The organism is Erythrobacter sp. S57(2025), from assembly GCF_057365055.1.
The window spans coordinates 901,155-913,925 of record NZ_CP200299.1 but is presented as its reverse complement, the minus strand read 5'-3'; the positions used below and the strand labels follow the sequence as shown (position 1 = coordinate 913,925).

Genomic DNA, 12,771 nt, shown 5'->3' with positions numbered 1-12,771 from the left:
TCTATTTCTTACCTTTGGGTCCGCCAAGGCCGGGAAGACCGGGAGGCATTCCGCCACCTCCCATGGCACCGGGCCCGCCCAAACCGGGCAATCCACCTGCTGGACCTCCGGGTCCGCCCAGATCAGGCATCCCACCCATTGGGCCGCCAGCACCGCCGCCACCGAACATGGCTGCTAGGCCTTTCAGGCCGCCCATCTTCTTAATCTGCTTCATCGCGCGGCCCATTTCCTGATGCATTTTCAGCAGTTTGTTGACCGATTGCACATCGGTGCCACTGCCTGCTGCCACGCGCTTTTTACGCTTGGCATTCATCAGATTGGGGTTTGCGCGTTCTTTGACAGTCATAGAGCCGATGATCGCATCCATATGAACCAAAACCTTGTCGTCCATGTTGGAGGCCGCCATCGCCGCTTTGGCCTTCTTCATGCCCGGCATCATGCCCGCCAGCATTCCGAGGCCACCCATATTCTGCATTTGCTTCAACTGCATACGCAGATCATTGAGGTCGAATTTGCCCTTTTCAAAGTTCTCAGCGAGCTTGGCCGCTTCGTCTTCTTTGATCGTCGCCGCGGCCTTTTCAACGAGGCTAACAACATCGCCCATGCCAAGGATGCGGTCGGCAACTGATCCGGGGCGGAAGGGTTCGATCGCGTCGAGTTTTTCGCCCGTACCTGCAAATTTGATCGGTTTGCCTGTGACAGCGCGCATCGAAAGCGCTGCACCGCCGCGCGCATCGCCGTCCATCCGGGTTAGGACCACACCGGTTAGCGGCACTTCGCCAGAGAAGCTTTGCGCAACGTTCACCGCGTCCTGACCCGTGAGCGAGTCGACCACGAGCAGCACTTCGGTTGGCGCGGAGACTTGGCTGACCGCCTTCATCTCCGCCATCAAGGCTTCGTCTACGTGCAAACGGCCTGCAGTATCGAGCAGCAGGACGTCAAAATTCTGGAGCTTCGCGCTCTCCATTGCGCGGCGGGCAATATCGACAGGCTGCTGGCCTGAGACAATTGGCAAGGTTGAGACATCAACCTGCTCACCTAAAACAGCGAGCTGTTCTTGCGCTGCCGGACGGTTCACGTCGAGCGAGGCCATCATGGCTTTCTTGCCATGCTTTTCCCGCAGCATTTTGCCGAGCTTTGCCGTGGTGGTGGTTTTACCCGAGCCTTGCAGACCCACCATCATCACAACAACAGGAGGTTTGGCTTCGAGGTTCAGGCCTTCGCTGACTTCCTCGCCCGCTTCGCCCGAAAGCATCGCGACGAGTTCGTCATGCACGATTTTGACGACTTGCTGGCCCGGCTTGACCGATTTGAGCACTTCTGCGCCCACGGCCTTTTCAGTCACCGCATCAATAAAGCGGCGAGCAACCGGGAGCGCAACGTCTGCCTCAAGCAGAGCAACGCGCACTTCGCGCATCGCGTCACGCACATCCTGTTCGGATAGTGAACCGCGCCCTTTGAGCTTGTCAAAGACGCCGCCTAAGCGGTCGGACAGATTGTCAAACATCGTCTCTAACTCCTCTTCCAGACGTTGATCCGGAATAAACGCGAAAAGCGCCGGCGGACGAAACCTCGTCGGCCAGCGTGCGGAAATCCTCGACAGACGTCCGACTGATTTTGCTTGATGGTGGAGCCTAGCGGGATCGAACCGCTGACCTCAACACTGCCAGTGTTGCGCTCTCCCAGCTGAGCTAAGGCCCCTTGCCATCAATTTGCGCCCTATCAAAAATAGAGCTTTGCCCCTGCTATCGCAAGGAGCCGGCGCTTTAAGACCGGCCCCCGCGAAACGCAAGAAATTTGTGCAGCGATACCAGCGTCACTCGCTGGCTGCGAAAAAATTAGGTCTCGTCGCCTTCGTCGTCGCCCTTGCCTTTGGTGACGCCAAGATCGTCATCACCGCCAAGGTCTACGTCGTTGTCAGGCGAATCGTCATCGTCGTCGATGTTTTCGATGTCTTTCAGCTCATCGTCATCATCGCCGCCAAGATCGCTATCAGCCTCGCCGTCTTTCTTCTTCACTTCATCAAGCGGAATCGGCTGTTTCGACTTGAGCACAGGCTCAGGATACCATTCCTCGCCGCACTCAATGCATGTCACCGGCTCATCTTTGCCGAGGTCGTAAAAGCGTTCTCCGCATTTGGGGCAGGTGCGTTTTGTACCCCATTCTGGCTTGGCCATTCGAAAATCCTTAAAGCTAGTCTTGGCCCGCATGTCAGCGGCGAGCCATCAATTACGGCACTGTATTGGGACTGGGAATTGCCGGAATCAAGTCTCCGTTCCCACAAAGTCGCGGCGCCTTGCCATAGCGACAAGGCGCTGTCAAAGACCCGCCTCGATATGACAAGCCATACCTTTGCCTCTTCCACCGCCCTTACCGGGCGATTGCGTGTCCCCGGCGACAAGTCGATTAGCCACCGCTCTTTGATGTTTGGCGGCCTTGCCGTGGGCGAAAGCCGCATTTCGGGTTTGCTCGAAGGCGAAGACGTGCTCGCCACCGCTGCTGCTATGCGCCAGCTGGGCGCTGACATTGTGCGCGAAGACGATGGCACTTGGCGCGTGCATGGCGCGGGGCTCGGCAGTCTGCTTGAGCCGAAACAAGCGCTCGACATGGGCAATTCGGGCACCTCTACACGCCTGATGATGGGCCTTCTCGCTAGCCACGGCATCACCGCTACCTTTATTGGCGATGCGAGCCTGTCGGGTCGCCCAATGAACCGCGTGATTGATCCGCTTAGCCAAATGGGCGCGAGTTTTGAGGCGTCACCCGGCGGCACCCTGCCCTGCATGCTGCGCGGTGCATCGCCTGCCGTACCGATCACTTACCGCCTGCCTGTTGCCAGCGCTCAGGTGAAAAGCGCAGTGCTGCTATCAGGCCTCAACACGCCGGGCATCACCCGCGTGATCGAGCCTGTGCCCACACGCGACCATACGGAACGGATGCTCACGGGCTTTGGTGCGCAGCTCGAAGTTGGCGAGGAGAACGGGGAGCGCATAATCAGCATCCACGGCGAGGCTGACCTTAAGCCGATGGATGTTGTCGTTCCTGGCGACCCTTCTTCCGCTGCATTCTTTATCGTTGCCGCTTTGCTGGTGCCGGGAAGCGACCTTGTGATCGAGAATGTCGGCCTAAACCCGACCCGCGCTGGCATTGTCACTGTGCTCAAGCAGATGGGCGGCTCCATCGAGGAGCTGAACCCGCGTGAGGTTGGCGGAGAGCCTGTCGCGGATCTTCGGGTAAAGCACTCGGCGCTTAGTGGCATCGACGTTGACCCCGCCCTTGCGCCTTCGATGATCGACGAATTCCCCGTGCTTTTCGTCGCCGCCTCGCAAGCAACAGGCACAACCCGCACCAACGGACTTGAAGAATTACGCGTTAAAGAAAGCGACCGCTTGGCCGCGATGGCCACTGCGCTCACCGCGGCAGGTGCGCGCGTCACGGAGTTGGAAGACGGGCTTGAGATCGAAGGGACCGGCGGCGATCAGTTGCGCGGCACCGCCAATGCACCCATCACCACCCATCTAGACCACCGCATCGCGATGAGCATGGCCATCGCGGGCCTCGTCAGTAAGGACGGAGTCGAGGTCGACGATACCTCTCCTATCGCAACAAGCTTCCCGACTTTTATGGAATTGCTCGAAAGCGCAGCCTCATGACTGGCACAGCCCTCGACATCTACTCAATCATCGGCTTTTTCGGCACCGCCTGCATTATCGGGGCCTATGCCTATTTGACCTATGTCGATGAGCCCAACCCTTACATACTACACGGAACCAATCTGACAGGCGCTGCGCTGCTCACCATATCGCTGGTAGTGCACACCAATTGGCCGAGCCTTGTGCTCGAAGGGTTTTGGGCAGCGATTGCGATTTTTGGGCTGGTAAAAGCCTTGCGCATGAAGCGGAGCAGCGACACAACGTAATTCATGCTTCGCACTGGACTTCAGCTTGGTCGGACACCGCTTATGCGGCGTATCCTCGCTGGGATAATCCTGTTTGGCGGCGCGATTATTGCCGCATTTGTCAGGAGCGAAGGGACGCAGTTTTGGATTGAACTTGCCGGGAGCATCGTGATCGCGGCTGGAGCCTTGCTGGTTCTTCACTACCGCTGGAAATCGAATGAAAAGCGCGTGCCCTCTGCCAAAAAGGTCAAGGATATCTTCTCATGATTATCGCCGTTGATGGCCCCACAGCTTCCGGCAAAGGAACGATTGCCAAAAGGCTGGCAGCGCATCTGGGCGTGCCGTGCCTTGATACCGGGCTGCTTTATCGCGCGGTTGGGCGGCAGGTGGCCTTGAATGGAGGCGATCCTGACAATCCAGAGGACGCGCTGGCTGCCTGCGCTTTTCCGGATGAATTGATGGAGGATGAGAACCTTCGCACCGAAGAAACGGGCGGATTGGCTAGCCGCGTCTCTGTGCATCCCGGCGTGCGCAAAGCTCTGTTTGAACGCCAGCGCGCCTTTGCTGAGCAACCCGGCGGCGCTGTGTTGGACGGGCGCGATATCGGAACAGTCATTGCGCCTGACGCCGATGTGAAACTCTTCATCACCGCCAGCGTTCAGGCCCGCGCGCGCCGCCGGTGGCTTGAGATGATAGACAACCACATTGGCCACGAGGAAGAAATCCCCCTCAGCGAGATCGAAAAGGACGTGGTCAAACGCGATGCACGCGACATCAACCGCGCCGACGCGCCCCTAAAGGCTGCGCCCGACGCGCTGATCATCGATACAACTGAGTTTGAACGCGATGCTGCGTTTGAAATGGTACTCGAAGCGGTCGAGCAGGCTTTGGAAAGCGGTTAGGCTTACCAGTTCGACCCGTCATCGCGCCAACCGCTATCTTGCGCCTTAATGCGCTCAATCGCAGCCGCTTCCGCATTGGCCTCGTTCGCCATCTCGCCAATATTGTCGATTGCAACGGCGCTCGTGCGCTTGAGAACCATGCTGGAGTCGACTTCGCGATCGTGGAGCACGGCGATCACAAATTCATCAACCTGCATCTCTGAGATTTCGGCCTGAACCTTTGCCTCTGCGCCGCCGCTTGCCGGGCATTCAGGGGTCACACGCGTCCAATCCTCATCAATCGCCTCAACAATCGCTTTGCAACGATGTGTGCCCAGCGCCCCTGTCGTGTAGCGAACATTGACCGAGACGGCATCGCCGCTGCGGCTGGTTGACTTGATCTCACGAGCGTCTTTGTCACCGAAAAAGCTGAATGAGCGCTCCGCATTTTCAAGCTTCGCGATCACTGCCTCTTTGGGCATCAGATAAGTGTTCGGCCCATGACCGCCGCATGCCGAAACAAGCGCCGCCAATGCGCTCACACCTAAAACTGTCGTTGAACGTTTTGCGAAACCCTGCACGTTAGCCTCATTATCTATGCCGAAACTGAATGCTGTCGTGTTATCGGCCGGGGGTTAGAAAACCCTTACACCAACGCAAATACCTTGCCTTTGCGCGCTTTCCCCGCTAGGCGCGCGCCCGTTCGCTTGCATCTTCGTATGGAAATGAACCTTCGCCTCAGCATTCGGCTGTGCGGAGAGTGACGGCCTCTTGCCCTGCTAGCCCGCGCAATGGTGCGAGGGAGGCAGTTTAAGACCCCGGATAAACCGGTGGCCGGTAGCAAAACGAAAACAGGAAACGCCAAACCTTATGGCAACTGCACCTAACCCAACGCGCGACGATTTCGAAGCGCTCCTTAACGAACAACTCGGCGGCGCCGGCGAAGATGGCTTTGAAGGCCGTGTCGTCATGGGCACCATCACTGCAATCGAAGCAGGACATGCCGTAATCGACGTAGGTCTCAAAAGCGAAGGCCGCGTCAATCTCAAAGAATTTTCACGCGGCGAAGACGATCACGGCCTGTCGGTCGGTGACGAAGTCGAAGTCTATGTTGACCGCGTTGAAAACGCTGATGGCGAAGCCATGCTCAGCCGCGACCGCGCCCGCCGCGAAGCCGCTTGGGACAAACTCGAAAATGAATTTGGCGAAGGCGTCCGCGTTGAAGGCCGCATCTTTGGCCGCGTCAAAGGTGGCTTCACCGTCGATCTCGACGGCGCAGTAGCCTTCCTTCCCGGCAGCCAAGTCGATATCCGCCCTGTGCGCGATGTGACCCCGCTGATGGAAGTGCCTCAGCCTTTCCAAATCCTCAAAATGGACCGTCGCCGCGGCAACATCGTTGTTTCACGCCGTGCCGTTCTTGAAGAAACCCGCGCAGAACAGCGCAGCGAACTGATCAATGATCTGGCAGAAGGCCAAGTCATCGAAGGCGTCGTCAAGAACATCACCGATTACGGTGCGTTTGTTGACTTGGGCGGGATCGACGGCCTGCTGCACGTCACTGACATGAGCTACAAGCGCGTCAACCACCCAAGCGAAGTGATCGCCATTGGCGACACGGTGACGGTTCAGATCGTGCGCATCAATGCCGAAACCCAGCGTATCTCGCTCGGCATGAAGCAGCTGGAAAGCGATCCATGGGATGGCGTTGCAGCTAAGTACCCAGTGGACGCGAAACTGACCGGCCACGTCACCAACATCACCGAATATGGTGCCTTTGTTGAGCTTGAGCCTGGTATCGAAGGTCTTGTCCACGTCTCTGAAATGAGCTGGACCAAGAAGAACGTTCACCCTGGTAAGATCGTCAGCACTTCGCAAGAAGTCGAAGTCATGGTCCTCGAGGTTGACAGCGACAAGCGTCGTATCTCGCTTGGCCTTAAGCAGGCTCAGCGCAACCCATGGGACGAATTCGCAGAGAAGTTCCCAATCGGCGCGGAAGTCGTTGGCGAAGTCAAGAACGCGACCGAGTTTGGTCTGTTCATCGGCCTCGACGGCGACGTGGATGGCATGGTCCATATGTCAGACATCGCTTGGGGTATCTCTGGCGAAGACGCATTGGCGCTTCACCGCAAGGGCGAAGAAGTCAAAGCCGTTGTTCTCGACGTTGACGTTGAGAAAGAACGCATCAGCCTCGGCATGAAGCAGCTCGAAAAGGGCGCTCCTACCGAAGCAGGCGCAGCAGCAGCTGGCTCACTTCGTAAAAACCAGACCGTCACTGTCACCGTTCTCGAAGTTCGCGATGGCGGCCTCGAAGTGCAAGTTGGCGACGATGGCGCAACCGGCTTCATCAAGCGTTCGGATCTCGGTCGTGACCGCGACGAGCAGCGTCCTGACCGTTTCCAGGTTGGCGCGAAAGTCGATGCGATGGTCACCGGTTTCGACCGTTCGAAAAAGCCAAACTTCTCAATCAAAGCGCGTCAGATCGCCGAAGAGAAGGAAGCAGTGCAGCAGTTCGGTTCATCCGATTCAGGCGCATCGCTTGGCGACATCCTGGGCGAAGCGCTCAAGGGCAAAGACGAAGACTGATCGTCACGCCGCTTAGGCTAGTAAAAGGCCCGGTTGCTCATCTGAGCAATCGGGCCTTTTCTCATGGGGCTACAAAAGGTAGTCTTCAACCATGGAAGCGCGATGCCAATGTGGACAATTGACCGCCACTATTGATGGCGAAGGCAATGGGGTGATGTGCCATTGCAAGGCCTGTCAGCGCCGCAGTGGATCGCCGTTTGGAATGATGGTCTATTTTGACGCCAGTCGTGTTGAGGTCTCTGGCAAGTCCACCCAATATACTCGCAGGGCCGATAGCGGAGATGATCTGACTCACGGCTTTTGCCCGATTTGTGGTACACCCTTCTGGCTCAAGACAGCTAAACACCCTGAAGGCATCGGCATTGCGGTTGGCGCGATAGATGGTAACGCAAGCACTGCCCCGGTCAGATCAGTGTTCGAAGAGAACCGTCATGACTGGATAGCGGTGCCTGTAAGCACACAAAATTTCCCAAGAGGAAGAGACGGCTGAAATGTCCTTAGAAGTTCACCAATTCCCCTGCCTGTCCGACAATTACGGATTCCTGCTCCACAATTCGGTCACGGATGAAACCGCCGCGATCGATACGCCTGATGCGAAGGAATATTTGAAGCAGGCTGAGAGCAAGGGGTGGACCATCACCCACATCTGGAACACCCATTGGCACCCCGATCATGCGGGCGGCAATGCGGAGATTGTTGAGGCGACGGGTGCGCGGGTGCTTGCGCCGAAGGAAGTCGAAAAACTCTCCAAAATCGACCGGGTCATCGAGCATGGCGATATGGTCAATCTGGGCGAACACCGCGCAGACGTGATCGATGTATCGGGCCACACGAATGGCCACATTGCGTTTCATGTTGTCGAAGAAGGCATCGCTTTCGTGGGCGATTCTGTCTTCGCGCTGGGCTGTGGACGCATGTTTGAAGGCGAGCCCGAGCAGTTCTGGCGCTCGCTTGAGCGGGTCAAGCGGCTTTCTACCGGCACAGTGCTGTATTGCGCGCATGAATACACGCAGGCCAATGCCAAGTTTGCTCTGCACGCAGACCCGGACAATCAGGCGCTACAGGAGTACGTCGCAGAGATTGATGCCAAGCGCGCTCGCGGTGAGTGGACGGTCCCCACCGTGCTGAAACGCGAGTTGGAGACCAATCCCTTCCTGCGCGCTGATGATCCCGCGATGCAGGCGAAATGGGGCGGGAATGCCCCGCATGAGACGTTCGCTGCCCTGCGTGCTGCCAAGGACAATTTCTAAACCGCCATGCAGGCCCTGCGTGTTGAAAAATTAAGCCAAGACCTCTCAGGCGTTTCCTTGGTTGAAATGCCGGTGCCTGAGCGCAAGCCCGGCGAGGTGCTTGTGCGCGTTGAGGCGGCTTCGCTTAACTTCCCCGACCTGCTGATGACGCGCGGGGAGTACCAATTCAAACCCGAAGTGCCTTTCACCAGCGGCCTTGAATGCGCGGGCAAAGTGATCGAGGCGGACGCTGGCAGCGGCTTTAAACCCGGCGACTATGTGATGGGTGGCAACAAGACCGGCGCGTTCGCCAAATTTGCATGCCTTCCCGCCAAGAACCTGTCCCCTGCCCCAGCCAATTTCAGCCCCGCACAAGCTGCCGCAATGGGCGCAGCCTATTTTACCGCTTATACCGGCCTCATCGAGCTCTGCGCACTTAAGGAGGGGCAATGGGTGCTTATCCATGGAGGAAGCGGCGGTGTGGGACTGGCGGCGATAGACCTGGCCAAAGCGATGGGCGCGCGAGTTATCGCCGCAACCGGGGTCGAGGCGAAATGCGAAGCCCTTGGCGAGCGTTACGCGCCAGATGCTGTGATCCACGCCGAAGGACGCTTTCGTGAGCAGGTGTCCGAGATAACGGACGGTAAGCTGTGCGATATCGTGTTTGACCCCGTGGGCGGCGACGTGTTCGACGAATCGACCCGCTGCGTCGCCTTTGGCGGCAAGTTGGTGGTGGTCGGCTTCACCAGCGGACGGATCGCCGAAGTTGCGACCAATATCCCGCTCATCAAAGGTTTTTCCATCGTGGGCCTGCGCGCAGGTGAATATGCTCGGCGTTTTCCAGAGCGCGGTAAAGCCATCAATGCTGCGATCGCTAATCTCACCTCAGAGGGTAAGATCACCCCCGCCATCGACCGCACCTTGCCCCTATCGCGCTGGCGCGAAGGGTTCGAGGCAATGGCGAACCGCGAGCTTATTGGCAAAGTGGTGTTTGAACCTCGCGCTTGAGCAAAGCAGGCCCAAAACAAAGAAAGGCGACCTTGCTGGCCGCCCTTCCCCCCTCCAGACTGTAGATCCCTTTACAGCGAGGCGATAACTTCGTCAGCGAGCGTTTTGTCCGCTGCGCTGTCGTGCTTTGTCGTGATGATTGCGCGGGCAGCACCGGCGGCAGCATTGGCTGCGCTCGCACGCACACCGTCGACCGCTTCGCGTTCAGCAGCAGCGATCTTGTCTTCTGCCATTTGCTTGCGGCGAGCGACCATGGCTTCGCTGTCGGCCTGTGCCTTTTCGAGGATGGCATCTGCTTCGCGAGCAGCGCCTTCCATCATGGCTTCAGCGTCTTTTTCAGCCGAGGCAATCTTCGCGGCGTATTCGTCGCGCAGAGTTTCTGCTTCGGCGCGCAAGGCTTTTGCCTCGTCCAGCTGCGCCTTGATCTCAGCGATTTTGTTATCAAGACCGCCAGTGATCAGGCCGGGAACTTTCTTCCAGACGAACACACCGATCAAGATGAGCATCGCAATCGATACCCACTGATAATCTTGAATGCCGAGAGCCGATGGCCCCTCAGCAACCGTCAAAGTGATGACACTAGGCATTGGCAAGCGCCTTCTTCACAGCAGCGCGCGCAGTGCGCTTATCGACTTTGGCACCAGCGAGGCGGGCGACAATGTCTTGAGTTGCTTCGGCAGCCACGTCTTCGACTTCGGCCATTGCGGTTTCCCGCGCGGCTTCGATCTCGGCTTCTGCCTTGGCGATCTTTGTGTCGAGACGCTTTTGCGCAGCCGACAGCTTCTTTTCAGAGGCTGCCGCCGCTTTTGCTTTCGCATCTGCGATCACGCCTTGCGCTTTCACGCGGTTTTCATTCTCACGCTCACGCCAGGCTTCTTCCTGCGCGTCCGCTGCATCTCTGGCGGCTTGCGCTGCGGCAAGGTCGTCAGAAATTTGCTGATCGCGCAGAGCCACCGTGTTCATCACCTTGGGGACCATGCCCCGTCCGACGACGAAAAAGATGATGGCAAAGAACACCAGCGTCCAGAAGACTTGGCTGGACCAGGTGTCGAGAAGTTGGTCTATCTGAGGCATGTTTTTGCGCTCGTTTGCGTGTTCGCGTGAAGGAAATCAGGTGGGCGTGCCGGGCAGGAGGACAAACCTCTCAACCCGGCCAAAACCCAAATTTGATTAGGCGACGAAGATAAGGATCATCGCGACGACGAACGCGAGCAGGCCGAGAAGTTCGGCAGCCGCGAAGCCGATGAACAGGCGGCCTTGCTGGCCGTCTGCTGCGCCTGGGTTACGAAGTGCGCTCTCAAGGAACGAACCAAACACGTTACCCACACCGGTTGCGGCAAGGCCGGCACCGATAGCTGCGAGACCTGCGCCGATGAGCTTTGCTGCTTCAGGTTCCATTTCAAAAACTCCTTAGAAATCAGATTAGTTAGAATAGATAGTCGAGAAACTTAGTGAAGGTGCTCTGCATCATTGATGTAGAGCGAGGTGAGCAGAGCAAAGACGTATGCCTGAATGCCTGCCACCAGAATTTCGAGAGCGCTGATCGCGATCATGAGCGTCAAACTTGGGATGCCGATAAAGCCTGCGAAGACCGCACCACCATTGATGCTGTCGATCACGAAGCTTGAGAGCACCTTAAGCAGTACGTGGCCCGCCATCATCGCAACGAAGAGACGCAGCGCGAGACTGAATGGACGCACCATAAAGGAGATAAGCTCGATCACGGGAATCAGCCACATCAGCCATAGCGGCGTGCCATGTGGCACAAACAGGCTGAAAAATTTGAAGCCATGCTTCCAAAAGCCGACGATCAGCACGATCGAGAAGCTCATCACGGCCAGAACGCCGGTGACGGTGAAGTGGCTGGTGAATGTGAACGGATGCAGGCCAATCACGCCGATCGGAAGCAGGCCCAGCAGGTTCGCAAACAGGATGAACATGAACAGGCTGAAGATATAGGGCACATATTTGCGCCCTTCTTTGCCAACATTGGCCTCCAGCATATCGTCGATAAAGCCGGTGAAGGTTTCCACCGCCATCTGCCAGCGACCGGGCACCAGCTCACGCCTAAGCCCGCCTGCGACGAAGACCGTCAGCAGAACCGTCGTAATCAGCATCCAGAGTGCTGAATTGGTGAATGCGATGTTGAAACCGTCAGCAATTGCCCAATCGGGACCGATAATGGTCTCGACCTGGAATTGCTTCATCGGATCGACTTTGGCTTCCCCTGAGAGGTTTTCGGCGCCTGCCACGATCTGAAAATCCCTAAAACTCTAAACTGCCGCTCTATTCGCTCGTATCAGAGCTGTCAGAGCTTGTGTTTGCCGCGCGAATTAAGTTCCTGAAGGCTGCCGCTATCCCGAGGAACAGACCAACCAACAGACCCCAGGGCGTGGTTCCGACAAGCGCATCAAACGCCCAGCCGATCACCAAACCTCCAAAAACCCCGCCTAGAAGATTGGCCAGAGCCCGGTTGCCTGCGCGGTAATTCGCATCAGACCCCTGGACCACCGGCTTGGTGCGTTCCTCTTCGCGCTCGCGTGCGACCTTTAGCCGCGCTTCGAGCGCATCAATTCGCGCATCTTCAGCGATGGGTTCTCGTGCGGGTTTCTCGTCGCTCATGACAGCTTCCTTGAGGGGTAAGCGAGACACGCAAGCGAAAGGTGCCCGCCGAGGGCGCCTGCCCCCTAGAAGAGGGGGATTCGGGAGTCAATGGTAGCAATAAGGATTACGCACGGCGCGCAGCCCTTCTTGCGCCCGCAAGCGCGGTTATGGACAGATTGCCAGCCGCTCTGGCGGGGCATCGGTACGAGTTTTCCAAGTGCCATCGGGCGCTTCGTACTTCTCACCCGGTACAGTGCGCATAATCGCCTGACAGCCCACTGTCGTAGCGTATTCCTCAACCGTCACGCCTTTCTCATTCGCGCGCTCTGTAAAGACAGCGCGGCGGCGGATGTTGATGTCGTTGACCATACGCTGAAGCTCAGGTGTTGCCTGACCAACAATGCCAAGTGTTCCGTCAGTTTTCTCACCAACCGTGCCATTGGCTCGTGCGGCAGCATAAGCAGGATCACGCTGAGCGTGTGCGGGGGCAGCAAAGGCGGTAATCGCCAATATAGCGGCGCCTGCTCCCATTATCGCGTTGCGGATCATAGACATTGTCATCATTCCT

17 protein-coding genes and 1 tRNA gene are annotated in these 12,771 nt (G+C 57.6%); 8 read left to right on the top strand and 10 right to left on the bottom strand.

Features of this window, described 5'->3' with window-relative positions; genetic code table 11:
* Position 1 precedes the first annotated feature (1 nt).
* From ffh to AC0V6N_RS04375, 3 genes are all read right to left on the bottom strand, one after another.
* Positions 2–1,507 carry a signal recognition particle protein gene (gene ffh, locus AC0V6N_RS04385; protein ID WP_486170372.1) on the bottom strand — a complete coding sequence of 502 codons (1,506 nt, stop codon included), beginning with the start codon at positions 1,505–1,507 and terminating at the stop codon, positions 2–4.
* Positions 1,508–1,625: 118 nt separating this feature from the next.
* Positions 1,626–1,701 (bottom strand) — tRNA-Ala (locus AC0V6N_RS04380).
* A gap of 137 nt (positions 1,702–1,838) precedes the next feature.
* Positions 1,839–2,177, bottom strand: a complete 339-nt coding sequence (locus AC0V6N_RS04375; RefSeq protein ID WP_486170371.1) for a TIGR02300 family protein — start codon at positions 2,175–2,177, stop codon at positions 1,839–1,841.
* Between the two features lie 159 nt (positions 2,178–2,336).
* On the opposite strand from AC0V6N_RS04375, the gene aroA reads away from it, so the two are divergent.
* The 4 genes from aroA to cmk are packed head-to-tail and all read left to right on the top strand — an operon-like array spanning position 2,337 to position 4,800.
* The gene (gene aroA / locus AC0V6N_RS04370; RefSeq protein WP_486170370.1) at positions 2,337–3,653 is read left to right on the top strand and encodes a 3-phosphoshikimate 1-carboxyvinyltransferase; all 1,317 of its coding nucleotides are present in this window, start codon (positions 2,337–2,339) and stop codon (positions 3,651–3,653) included.
* Positions 3,650–3,919, top strand: coding sequence for a CBU_0592 family membrane protein (locus AC0V6N_RS04365; RefSeq protein ID WP_486170369.1), 270 nt, complete (start codon positions 3,650–3,652; stop codon positions 3,917–3,919). Before aroA ends, AC0V6N_RS04365 begins: the two co-directional genes overlap by 4 nt.
* A gap of 3 nt (positions 3,920–3,922) precedes the next feature.
* A complete protein-coding gene (locus AC0V6N_RS04360; RefSeq protein ID WP_486170368.1) occupies positions 3,923–4,165 on the top strand; it encodes a hypothetical protein in 243 nt (80 codons plus the stop codon).
* A complete protein-coding gene (gene cmk, locus AC0V6N_RS04355; protein ID WP_486170367.1) occupies positions 4,162–4,800 on the top strand; it encodes a (d)CMP kinase in 639 nt (212 codons plus the stop codon). The genes AC0V6N_RS04360 and cmk overlap by 4 nt, the downstream gene beginning before the upstream one ends.
* Positions 4,801–4,802: 2 nt before the next feature.
* Here cmk and AC0V6N_RS04350 read toward each other — a convergent pair whose 3' ends face one another.
* Positions 4,803–5,360 carry a hypothetical protein gene (locus AC0V6N_RS04350; RefSeq protein ID WP_486170366.1) on the bottom strand — a complete coding sequence of 186 codons (558 nt, stop codon included), beginning with the start codon at positions 5,358–5,360 and terminating at the stop codon, positions 4,803–4,805.
* Positions 5,361–5,649: 289 nt separating this feature from the next.
* On the opposite strand from AC0V6N_RS04350, the gene rpsA reads away from it, so the two are divergent.
* The 4 genes from rpsA (at position 5,650) to AC0V6N_RS04330 (ending at position 9,599) form a co-directional block, all read left to right on the top strand.
* Positions 5,650–7,362 (top strand): 30S ribosomal protein S1, encoded by a 1,713-nt coding sequence (gene rpsA, locus AC0V6N_RS04345; RefSeq protein WP_486170365.1) that lies wholly within the window; start codon positions 5,650–5,652, stop codon positions 7,360–7,362.
* Positions 7,363–7,453: 91 nt separating this feature from the next.
* Positions 7,454–7,852 carry a GFA family protein gene (locus tag AC0V6N_RS04340; RefSeq protein WP_486170364.1) on the top strand — a complete coding sequence of 133 codons (399 nt, stop codon included), beginning with the start codon at positions 7,454–7,456 and terminating at the stop codon, positions 7,850–7,852.
* Between the two features lies 1 nt (position 7,853).
* Positions 7,854–8,612: a hydroxyacylglutathione hydrolase gene (gene gloB, locus AC0V6N_RS04335; RefSeq protein ID WP_486170363.1), complete on the top strand. Its 759-nt coding sequence runs from the start codon at positions 7,854–7,856 to the stop codon at positions 8,610–8,612.
* Between the two features lie 6 nt (positions 8,613–8,618).
* Entirely contained in the window at positions 8,619–9,599 is a 981-nt protein-coding gene (locus AC0V6N_RS04330) for an NADPH:quinone oxidoreductase family protein (RefSeq protein ID WP_486170362.1), read from the top strand.
* A 71-nt stretch (positions 9,600–9,670) separates the two neighbouring features.
* Here AC0V6N_RS04330 and AC0V6N_RS04325 read toward each other — a convergent pair whose 3' ends face one another.
* The 6 genes from AC0V6N_RS04325 to AC0V6N_RS04300 form a co-directional block, all read right to left on the bottom strand.
* Complete coding sequence (locus AC0V6N_RS04325; protein ID WP_486170361.1) at positions 9,671–10,186, bottom strand: F0F1 ATP synthase subunit B family protein; 516 nt, start codon at positions 10,184–10,186, stop codon at positions 9,671–9,673.
* On the bottom strand, positions 10,179–10,673 hold the full coding sequence (locus AC0V6N_RS04320; RefSeq protein ID WP_486170360.1) for a F0F1 ATP synthase subunit B family protein: 495 nt from the start codon (positions 10,671–10,673) through the stop codon (positions 10,179–10,181). The genes AC0V6N_RS04325 and AC0V6N_RS04320 overlap by 8 nt, the downstream gene beginning before the upstream one ends.
* Before the next feature lie 96 nt (positions 10,674–10,769).
* The gene (locus tag AC0V6N_RS04315; protein ID WP_212450741.1) at positions 10,770–10,997 is read right to left on the bottom strand and encodes a F0F1 ATP synthase subunit C; all 228 of its coding nucleotides are present in this window, start codon (positions 10,995–10,997) and stop codon (positions 10,770–10,772) included.
* Between the two features lie 50 nt (positions 10,998–11,047).
* A complete protein-coding gene (locus AC0V6N_RS04310; protein WP_486170359.1) occupies positions 11,048–11,851 on the bottom strand; it encodes a F0F1 ATP synthase subunit A in 804 nt (267 codons plus the stop codon).
* A 34-nt stretch (positions 11,852–11,885) separates the two neighbouring features.
* On the bottom strand, positions 11,886–12,221 hold the full coding sequence (locus AC0V6N_RS04305; protein ID WP_486170358.1) for an AtpZ/AtpI family protein: 336 nt from the start codon (positions 12,219–12,221) through the stop codon (positions 11,886–11,888).
* Between the two features lie 147 nt (positions 12,222–12,368).
* Positions 12,369–12,758, bottom strand: coding sequence for a YdbL family probable chaperone protein (locus AC0V6N_RS04300; protein ID WP_486170357.1), 390 nt, complete (start codon positions 12,756–12,758; stop codon positions 12,369–12,371).
* Positions 12,759–12,771: the final 13 nt, after the last annotated feature.

Bases quoted from the DNA above. Each gene is read 5' to 3' on its own strand.
- AC0V6N_RS04340 (WP_486170364.1), top strand. From the start codon at position 7,454: ATGGAAGCGCGATGCCAATGTGGACAATTGACCGCCACTATTGATGGC.
- ffh (WP_486170372.1), bottom strand. From the start codon at position 1,507: ATGTTTGACAATCTGTCCGACCGCTTAGGCGGCGTCTTTGACAAGCTC.
- rpsA (WP_486170365.1), top strand. From the start codon at position 5,650: ATGGCAACTGCACCTAACCCAACGCGCGACGATTTCGAAGCGCTCCTT.
- AC0V6N_RS04315 (WP_212450741.1), bottom strand. From the start codon at position 10,997: ATGGAACCTGAAGCAGCAAAGCTCATCGGCGCAGGTCTCGCAGCTATC.
- AC0V6N_RS04325 (WP_486170361.1), bottom strand. From the start codon at position 10,186: ATGCCTAGTGTCATCACTTTGACGGTTGCTGAGGGGCCATCGGCTCTC.
- AC0V6N_RS04375 (WP_486170371.1), bottom strand. From the start codon at position 2,177: ATGGCCAAGCCAGAATGGGGTACAAAACGCACCTGCCCCAAATGCGGA.
- AC0V6N_RS04330 (WP_486170362.1), top strand. From the start codon at position 8,619: ATGCAGGCCCTGCGTGTTGAAAAATTAAGCCAAGACCTCTCAGGCGTT.
- AC0V6N_RS04365 (WP_486170369.1), top strand. From the start codon at position 3,650: ATGACTGGCACAGCCCTCGACATCTACTCAATCATCGGCTTTTTCGGC.
- AC0V6N_RS04320 (WP_486170360.1), bottom strand. From the start codon at position 10,673: ATGCCTCAGATAGACCAACTTCTCGACACCTGGTCCAGCCAAGTCTTC.
- cmk (WP_486170367.1), top strand. From the start codon at position 4,162: ATGATTATCGCCGTTGATGGCCCCACAGCTTCCGGCAAAGGAACGATT.
- AC0V6N_RS04305 (WP_486170358.1), bottom strand. From the start codon at position 12,221: ATGAGCGACGAGAAACCCGCACGAGAACCCATCGCTGAAGATGCGCGA.
- AC0V6N_RS04300 (WP_486170357.1), bottom strand. From the start codon at position 12,758: ATGTCTATGATCCGCAACGCGATAATGGGAGCAGGCGCCGCTATATTG.
- gloB (WP_486170363.1), top strand. From the start codon at position 7,854: ATGTCCTTAGAAGTTCACCAATTCCCCTGCCTGTCCGACAATTACGGA.
- AC0V6N_RS04360 (WP_486170368.1), top strand. From the start codon at position 3,923: ATGCTTCGCACTGGACTTCAGCTTGGTCGGACACCGCTTATGCGGCGT.
- aroA (WP_486170370.1), top strand. From the start codon at position 2,337: ATGACAAGCCATACCTTTGCCTCTTCCACCGCCCTTACCGGGCGATTG.